This window comes from Candidatus Latescibacterota bacterium (assembly GCA_019038625.1).
Classification (GTDB): Bacteria; Krumholzibacteriota; Krumholzibacteriia; order Krumholzibacteriales; family Krumholzibacteriaceae; genus JAGLYV01.
The window spans coordinates 1-8,460 of the sequence record JAHOYU010000041.1; the positions used below are offsets into that span (position 1 = coordinate 1).

At 50.5% G+C, this 8,460-nt stretch carries 7 protein-coding genes and 1 tRNA gene; all 8 read left to right on the top strand.

Going from position 1 to position 8,460, the window contains the following annotated elements; all coding sequences use genetic code 11:
* The coding region (tadA, locus tag KOO63_02730) for a Flp pilus assembly complex ATPase component TadA (GenBank protein MBU8920754.1) at nt 1-683 on the top strand (683 nt) is incomplete at its 5' end.
* A gap of 64 nt (nt 684-747) precedes the next feature.
* A tRNA-Thr gene (locus KOO63_02735) sits at nt 748-823 on the top strand.
* A 175-nt stretch (nt 824-998) separates the two neighbouring features.
* Nucleotides 999-1,208, top strand: coding sequence for a 4Fe-4S binding protein (locus KOO63_02740; GenBank protein ID MBU8920755.1), 210 nt, complete (start codon nt 999-1,001; stop codon nt 1,206-1,208).
* A 90-nt stretch (nt 1,209-1,298) separates the two neighbouring features.
* A complete protein-coding gene (locus KOO63_02745; GenBank protein ID MBU8920756.1) occupies nt 1,299-2,444 on the top strand; it encodes a 2-oxoacid:acceptor oxidoreductase subunit alpha in 1,146 nt (381 codons plus the stop codon).
* Entirely contained in the window at nt 2,445-3,257 is an 813-nt protein-coding gene (locus KOO63_02750) for a 2-oxoacid:ferredoxin oxidoreductase subunit beta (protein ID MBU8920757.1), read from the top strand.
* Nucleotides 3,258-3,259: 2 nt separating this feature from the next.
* The gene (locus tag KOO63_02755) at nt 3,260-3,805 is read left to right on the top strand and encodes a 2-oxoacid:acceptor oxidoreductase family protein (GenBank protein ID MBU8920758.1); all 546 of its coding nucleotides are present in this window, start codon (nt 3,260-3,262) and stop codon (nt 3,803-3,805) included.
* 119 nt (nt 3,806-3,924) lie between these two features.
* Nucleotides 3,925-5,259 carry an NADP-dependent malic enzyme gene (locus KOO63_02760; protein MBU8920759.1) on the top strand — a complete coding sequence of 445 codons (1,335 nt, stop codon included), beginning with the start codon at nt 3,925-3,927 and terminating at the stop codon, nt 5,257-5,259.
* A 256-nt stretch (nt 5,260-5,515) separates the two neighbouring features.
* Nucleotides 5,516-8,460, top strand: a 2,945-nt coding sequence (nifJ, locus tag KOO63_02765) for a pyruvate:ferredoxin (flavodoxin) oxidoreductase (GenBank protein MBU8920760.1), incomplete at its 3' end; no start/stop codon positions are given.

Sequence of the window (8,460 nt, forward strand, 5' to 3'; positions counted from 1 at the left end):
ACGCTACACTCAACGGGATCAGGGCAGAACATCTGAATATTACGACAATAGAGGATCCTGTGGAGTACGAGATGAAAGGTATAAACCAGGGACAGGTCGATGTAAAGGCTGGTATAACATTCTCGTCAGCGCTAAAAGCGATCGTAAGACAGGATCCAGACGTGATACTCGTTGGTGAGATCAGGGATCAGGAAACAGCTGAATTGGCTATCAGGGCGGCTCTCACTGGCCATCTTGTCTTCAGCACACTCCATACGAATACCGCGGCTGGCAGTATCAGCCGACTTCTGGACATGGGGGTGGAACCGTTTCTTCTCGCATCCACAATCAGAGGAGTCCTCGGGCAGAGGCTTGTAAGGCTGATATGTCAGGAATGCAGGGAACAGTACAAACCAGTTAAAAAAGAATATGATCTTCTTGACCTTGATCCCGGAAAAATCCCATATTTTTTCCGTGGAGCAGGGTGCCCCTCCTGCAACAATACCGGGTATAAGGGCAGGATAGGAATTTACGAGCTGCTTCGTATGAGTCCCGGGATCAGGGACCTGGTACTCGAAAAAGCTCCTGATACCAGGATACAGAGTGAGGCTGTCAATTCGGGCATGATCATGATGAGAACCGACGGTGCTCGTAAAGTCGTAAAGGGCCTCACGACCTTTGATGAGGTAATGAGGGTCACATAAAATCACCATGGGGCCAAATATTACTTGAAAAAGGATATCCTTTGGATATATTCCTTCATCGGGAGCTGGCGTAGCTCAGCTGGTAGAGCAGCGCATTCGTAATGCGCAGGTCGTCGGTTCGACTCCGTCCGCCAGCTCCATCTTTCAATATATGACCGTTCTGATAGCAGGATTATTCCACTGAAAAAACGGGAAAAAAAAGACTTGATTGTGAGCAACTTCTAATATATATTTTGGGCGCAAATTTTCCGACCCCTTTTGTGTTGATAGCTAACTTTTGTGTTATCAGAGTGTTAGCCGGGACTGGAGAAAAAAATGACTGAGGAGCAGTCGGCTTCGAAGAAGCCGGCGGTCATCAGGTTGAAGACTGAGTGGTGTAAAGGTTGCGAGATCTGTGTTGCTTTCTGTCCGAAGGACGTCCTGGAGATGGAAGGTGGCAAGGTCAAGGTGGTTCGACCCGATGACTGCATAAAGTGTATGCTTTGTGAATTGCGATGCCCGGATTTTGCGATTACCGTTGAATAGGGACCCTTGACAGAGGGTCCTTTTTCTGTACGGTAACAGGTATCTCAGACACCCGAAGCTTTGGAAGCCGGGAGCAAGGAGAAGAGTGATTTGGGAAAAGATAATTTCCCCAATGTACGTATGATGCAGGGCAACCAGGCTTGTGCCGAGGGAGCACTGGCGGCGGGATGCAGATTCTTTGCCGGCTATCCGATCACTCCTTCTTCGGAGATCGCCGAGCATCTTTCGACAGCCCTTCCGATGGTGGGAGGAAAGTTCATCCAGATGGAGGATGAGATAGCAGCGATGGGAGCGACGATAGGCGCGTCTCTGACCGGATTGAAATCGTTGACCGCGACTTCCGGACCCGGGTTCAGCCTGAAGCAGGAGAATATTGGTTATGCCTGTATGGCGGAAGTACCATGTGTGATAATCAATGTCATGAGAGGCGGACCCAGTACCGGGATGCCTACTCTTCCCGCACAGATGGACGTACAGCAGGCCAGGTGGGGGACTCACGGTGACCATAGTATTATAGTGCTGGTCGCGGCAACTGCCCAGGATGCATATGGACAGACTATCCGTGCATTCAATCTTGCCGAGAAGTATATGACTCCTGTAATTCTTCTTCTTGACGAAATAGTAGGCCATACTACTGAAAAAGTAGTGATACCGGATCCTTCGACGATAGAACTGGTCGACAGGAAGAAGCCTGAAGTCACACCTGAAGAATACAGGCCTTATGCTGAGACGGAGGATTGTATTCCGATACTTGCCAACTTCGGTACGGGATACAAGTATAACGTGACCGGGCTCTGTCATAACGAGACAGGGTTCCCAATAAATGACAATTCGATGATCGAAAAACTGATACTGCGTCTTACAAAAAAGATCGTGTCGAATTGTGACGACATTATCATGAACAGGACGTTGGAACTCGATGACGCGGAGATCGGGATCTTCGCATACGGATCGGTGGCCCGTTCCGCTCAGAGCGCTGTTACCAGATGCAGGGCTGAGGGGATAAAGGTCGGGCTTTTAGAGCCGACTGTTTTGTGGCCATTCCCGAAAAATGAAGTCCTGGAGATGGCAAAAAAAGTAAAAGCGATCGTGGTTCCCGAGATGAATCTCGGGCAGATGGCACGCGAGGTCGAACTTGCCGCTCGTTGTGAAGCGGTGGTACATAAACTTGGAAGGGTGGATGGCAACCCCATCGTGCCCGACCAGATCGTGAAGATGGTAAAGGAGGTGGTCTGATTGTTCAACTACCTCGAATACGTAAGAGAAGGAAATTTCCCGCATATATGGTGCTCAGGGTGTGGGGACGGTATAGTCCTGAAAGCATTGATAAGGGCGATGGAAGCTTCCGGCATGTCTCGCGACGAGGCCGTGATGGTCTCCGGCATCGGATGCTCGAGCAGGACTCCGGGGTATGTAGATATCAATACCCTGCATACGACTCATGGCAGGGCTATTCCTTTCGCGACGGGAGTGAAGCACGCCAACCCAGCCCTCAAGGTCATAGTTGTGACTGGTGACGGGGATGCGACAGCGATAGGTGGAAATCATTTCATTCATGCAGCGAGAAGGAATATCGATCTCACTGTCCTCCTCTATAACAATTATATCTACGGGATGACAGGAGGCCAGTGTTCGCCAACGACTCCTATAGGGTCCAAGGCCTCGACAGCGAAGTTCGGAAATATTGAACCCACCTTCAATATCAGTGGCCTGGCTATTGCGGCAGGGGCCTCATTTGTGGCTCGTGCGGACGTATACAACACAAAACAGTGCGAGAAGATGATAGGGCTGGCTCTGGAGAAGAAGGGATTCTCTCTGGTAGAGATCCTTACGCCATGTCCTACGGCTTTCGGACGGAGAAACAAGATGGCCAGTCCCGTCAAGTTGATGGAATGGTTGAGAGACAATACGGTCTCAGGAGCGAAATGGGAAAAGTTGTCCGAAGAGGATCGCGAGGGAAAGATCAGGACTGGCATTTTGATAGATCTGGATAAGCCGGAATATACCGAAGAATACAAGAAGCTCACCGAGAAGCTGAGGACGGTATGATCATGGAGAGATACGAGGTTCGTTTAAGTGGTTCTGGTGGTCAGGGGCTGATTCTGGCAGGTAAGATCCTGGCGGAGGCTGCTGCTATCTATGAAGGCCGCAATGCTGTTCAGACACAGAGTTATGGCCCCGAGGCAAGGGGGGGGGCAAGCAAGGCGGAAGTAGTGATAAGCGATGGGGAGATCGATTACCCGAAAGCTATTGAACTTGACCTGCTGTTGTCACTCACCCAGGAATCGTGCTCGAAATATTCTTCTGATCTCAAGGATGGAAGTATTCTGATCGTGGATTCCGGACTTGTAAAGGAACTGCCTGAAGGTGATTATCGGCTATATTCAGCCCCGATCACTGATATTGCGGTAAACAAGGTCGGTAAAGCGGTAGTGACCAACATCGTAGCACTTGGGATCGTGACGAGAATATCTGGCATCGTTTCTGAGGAATCGATGAAGAAGGCGATCCTTGCCAGGGTTCCAAAAGGGACTGAAGAGTTGAACATGAAGGCCTTTGATGAAGGTTTTAAAGCGGGAGAAGAACTTCTGGGATGAGACTCGTCCACAGAAGTGATTTTTCCATCGAAAATAGTAGCGATCGATCATTAGGGTACCGGAGCGGCATCTTGCCGCTCTGGCTAACAGTTTAGTGGAGGTTACCGATGGCTTCGAAGATGTCCAAGGAAGAACTCCTCGCAAAAGCTCAGCAGCCAGCAAAAGACGCGATGAGGCTCCATCCTTTCTACAAGGGAAAACTCGGAGTGATGCCGAAGTGCTGTATCAGGGACCTGAATGATTTCGCTATCTGGTATACTCCGGGAGTAGCCAAGCCCTGTCTGGATATCAGGGATAATCCCGAAATGGTATACGAACACACGAACAAGGGCAATATGATAGCCGTCATCTCCGATGGTACGCGAGTCCTTGGGCTTGGTGATATAGGTCCTGAGGCGGCGATCCCGGTGATGGAGGGCAAGGCGATCCTTTTCAAGTATCTCGGCGGAGTGGACTGTGTTCAGATCTGTCTCGATACCAAGGATCCGGATGTCTTCATCGAAACGGTAAAGCTTCTTCAGCCATCGTTCGGTGGATTCAACCTCGAGGATATCTCCCAGCCGAAGTGCTTCAGGATTCTAGACACGTTGAGAGAAGAATGTCATATCCCCGTCTGGCATGACGATCAGCAGGGGACAGCTGCTGTAACTGTCGCAGGGCTTATTAATGCCGTCAAGATCGTCGGGAAAGACCTCTCGACAATCAAGGTCGCAATGCTTGGCGCGGGCGCGTCCAATATATGTATCTCCAAGATGATCACAGTAGCTGGTGTCACGATCGAGAATATCGTGATGTGCGACAGCAAAGGTATCATCCACAAGGGACGCGAAGAAGAACTCAGTACAAAATACAAGGAAAAGTGGGAGAGGGCTCAGGTCACAAACGGAGAGAACCTCACGGGAGGACCTGCAGAGGCTATCAAGGGCGCCGATGTGCTTATAGCTCTGTCGACACCAGGACCCGATACCGTGAAACCGGAGTGGATAAAGTCGATGGCAGACGATTCGATCGTCTTTGTCTGCGCAAATCCCATTCCAGAGATCTACCCGTGGGACGCGAAGGAAGCCGGCGCGAGGATCGTTGCTACAGGAAGAAGCGATTTCCCCAACCAGGTAAATAACTCGCTTGGTTTTCCCGGGATCTTCCGTGGGACTCTCGACGTAATGGCTACGACGATCACCGATGAGATGTGTGTCGCTGCCGCGCGGGAACTGGCAAAGGTCCAGGAAGATAAGGGCATGAACGAGGATTGTCTGCTTCCCACGATGGATGACTGGGAAGTGTTCCCTCGCGAGGCAGCCGCTGTAGGAAGAATGGCGATCGAGCAGGGAGTGGCAAAACTGGATCTCACTTATGAGGAGATATTCGAAAAGGCCTCCAAGACCATCAAGCATGCACGTGATTCCTTCAACCTTCTCCAGGATAATGGATTGATAGAGTTGCCGAAGGATTAAGCGATTTGATGAATGAATGAGGAACATGTATTATGTCGAAGGCCGTTCGCCAATGTGGGGAATGGCCTTCGGCGGTAAAAGGTATTGAAAGATTCAAGTTTTCACTCGACATTCAGTGAAAAAACACTAATCTTCAATACGCGAACCGCCTGAAGGGCGGTAGCAATGTTTATGGGCGGTGTGGCGAGTATGTAACTCGTTGATATTATTATAAAAACCGTATCTTGACCCGGAATCACAGCTGGAGGTAGGTGTCATGAGTAAGAGGATGGTGACGATCGACGGTAACGAGGCGACAACCTATTCGGCTCACAAGCTGAACGAGGTATGTGCGATCTACCCGATCACCCCGTCTTCGACGATGGGAGAATTCGCCGATACGTGGTCAGCCAACGGAAGGACAAATATATGGGGGACCATTCCCCAGGTGACAGAGATGCAAAGTGAGGGTGGAGCGGCAGCCGCCGTTCACGGTGCTCTTCAGAGGGGCGCTCTTACGACTACTTTTACTGCTTCTCAGGGCCTCCTTCTTATGATTCCGACCATGTACAAGTTGGCGGGAGAACTTACTTCGACAGTCTTCCATGTGTCGGCCAGAAGTCTGGCAACTCATGCACTGTCAATTTTCGGTGATCACAGTGATGTCATGTCGATCCGGCAGACAGGATTCGCTCTTTTATCGTCAAACTCCGTGCAGGAAGCGATGGATATGGCTGCGATCGCCCAGATGGCTACTCTCGAGTCACGGGTGCCCTTTGTGCACTTCTTCGATGGTTTCAGGACCTCGCACGAGGTTGCAAAGGTCGAACTGATCGAAGATGACCAGTTCAGGACACTGATCGATGGAGATCTTGTAAGAGCTCATCGTGAGAGGGGTATGACCCCGGACAAGCCGGTCCTTCGTGGAACGGCCCAGAATCCTGACACCTTCTTCCAGGCTCGCGAGACTATCAATCCGTACTATGACGTCTGCACCGGTATAGTTGAAAAGGCGATGAAAAAGTTCGAGAAGACCGTGGGTAGAAAATACGAGATATTCCAGTACCACGGTGCTCCTGACGCGGAAAAGGTCATAGTCATCATGGGTACGGGTGCCGAGACCGTGCAGGAGACGGTTGATTATCTTAGAGCGAAGGGCGAGAAGGTCGGTGTATTGAAAGTAAGGCTGTACAGGCCGTTCTCGATCGATCATTTCTTCGCTGGCATGCCGGCTACCGCGAAAAAGATATGCGTCCTCGACAGGACAAAGGAACCGGGCTCTATCGGCGAACCTCTTTACCAGGATATCCTCACTTCATTCGCCGAAAGACATGAAGATACAGTGGCCCGTTACGGTGAAGTCCCGGCGGTCACAGGCGGCAGGTACGGTCTTTCATCGAAGGAGTTCACTCCTGGAATGGTACTTAGTATCTTTGAGAACATGAGTGCCGGAAAGCCCAGAAATCATTTTACTATCGGTATAAATGATGACGTGACCCACACCAGCCTTGATTATGACAAAGATTTTGTCATCAGCCACAAGGACCAGACAAGAGCTGTTTTCTTTGGCCTCGGGTCCGATGGGACGGTAGGTGCAAATAAAAATTCGATCAAGATCATCGGTGAGGGTACGGACAATTATGCCCAGGGTTATTTTGTTTACGATTCCAAGAAAGCCGGGTCGGTGACGGTCTCTCACTTGAGGTTCGGGAAGGATGAGATCCACTCGCCCTATCTGATTGCCAAAGCTGATTTCGTGGCTTGTCATCAGTTCCCTTTCATGGAGAGGATAGATATACTGAAGTATGCGAGTGAGGGTGCCACATTCCTTCTCAACACCCCGATTCCTGCTGACGAGATATGGGAAAAACTGCCAGTCGAAGTCCAGAAAGAGATCATCGACAAAAAACTCAAGTTTTATGTTATCGATGCATATTCGATAGCGACTGAGCTCGGACTTGGTGCCAGGATAAATACAATCATGCAGACAGGCTTCTTTATCCTCGGTGGAGTGCTTCCGAAGGAGGAAGCAATCGAGGCCATCAAGAAGTCGATTATCAAGACATATGGAAGCAGAGGCGAGAAGGTCATCAATATGAATGTCTCGGCGGTGGAGCAGACCGAAGCCAACCTTCACGAGATCGACATTCCGGCCGATGCGACAAGCGAATTGCATATGCTTCCGCCGGTACCTGTCGATGCTCCGGAATATGTGCGTGAAGTGATCGGGAAGCAGATCGCCAAGGATGGGGACAATATCCCTGTCAGCGCATTCAGCCCGGACGGCACATTCCCGACAGGTACGACGAAATGGGAAAAGAGGAATATCGCTCTGGAGATTCCGACATGGGATACCGAGGTCTGTATCCAGTGTGGTAAATGTATCCTCGTCTGTCCACATGCCGTGATCAGATCCAAAGTGTACGATCCGGCTCTGCTCGACGGAGCGCCGGAGACCTTCAAGTCGAGCGACGCGAGGGCAAAAGAATTCAAGGGTAAGAAATTTACCATCCAGGTAGCTCCTGAAGACTGTACCGGATGCTCCCTGTGTTTCGAAGTATGTCCGGCAAAAAACAAAGAGGAGGAGGGGAAAAAAGCTCTTACGATGGCTCCCCAGCCGGCTCTTCGTGAGAAGGAGAAGGATAACTGGACATTTTTCCTGGATATTCCCTATATCGACCGTGAAGAGGTCAATGCGAACTCGACCCGCATGGTGCAGTTCCTTGAGCCGCTCTTCGAGTTCTCCGGTGCATGCGCTGGTTGTGGCGAGACTCCATATGTAAAACTTCTGAGCCAGCTATACGGAGACCGCACAATGATAGGAAATGCTACCGGTTGCAGTTCGATCTATGGTGGCAATCTGCCGGCGACTCCTTACACCATGAACAGTGACGGAAGGGGTGTTACCTGGTCCAACTCGTTGTTCGAGGATGCCGCTGAATTTGCCTGTGGTATGAGGTTGGGGCTCGATAAGCAGAACGAATATGCCCTAGAGCTGGTCAAGAGACTTTCCGCTCAAATCGGCGACGAACTTGTGAAGGGAATCCTCGAAGCCGACATGTCGGACGAGAAGGGTATCAGGGAACAGAGAAAAAGAGTCGTTGAACTTCGCGAAAAGCTCGATGGTATAGATTCAAATGAGGCAAAGGATCTCAGCGGGTTGGCTGATATACTGGTCAAGAAAAGCGTGTGGGCTCTCGGTGGAGATGGATGGGCATACGA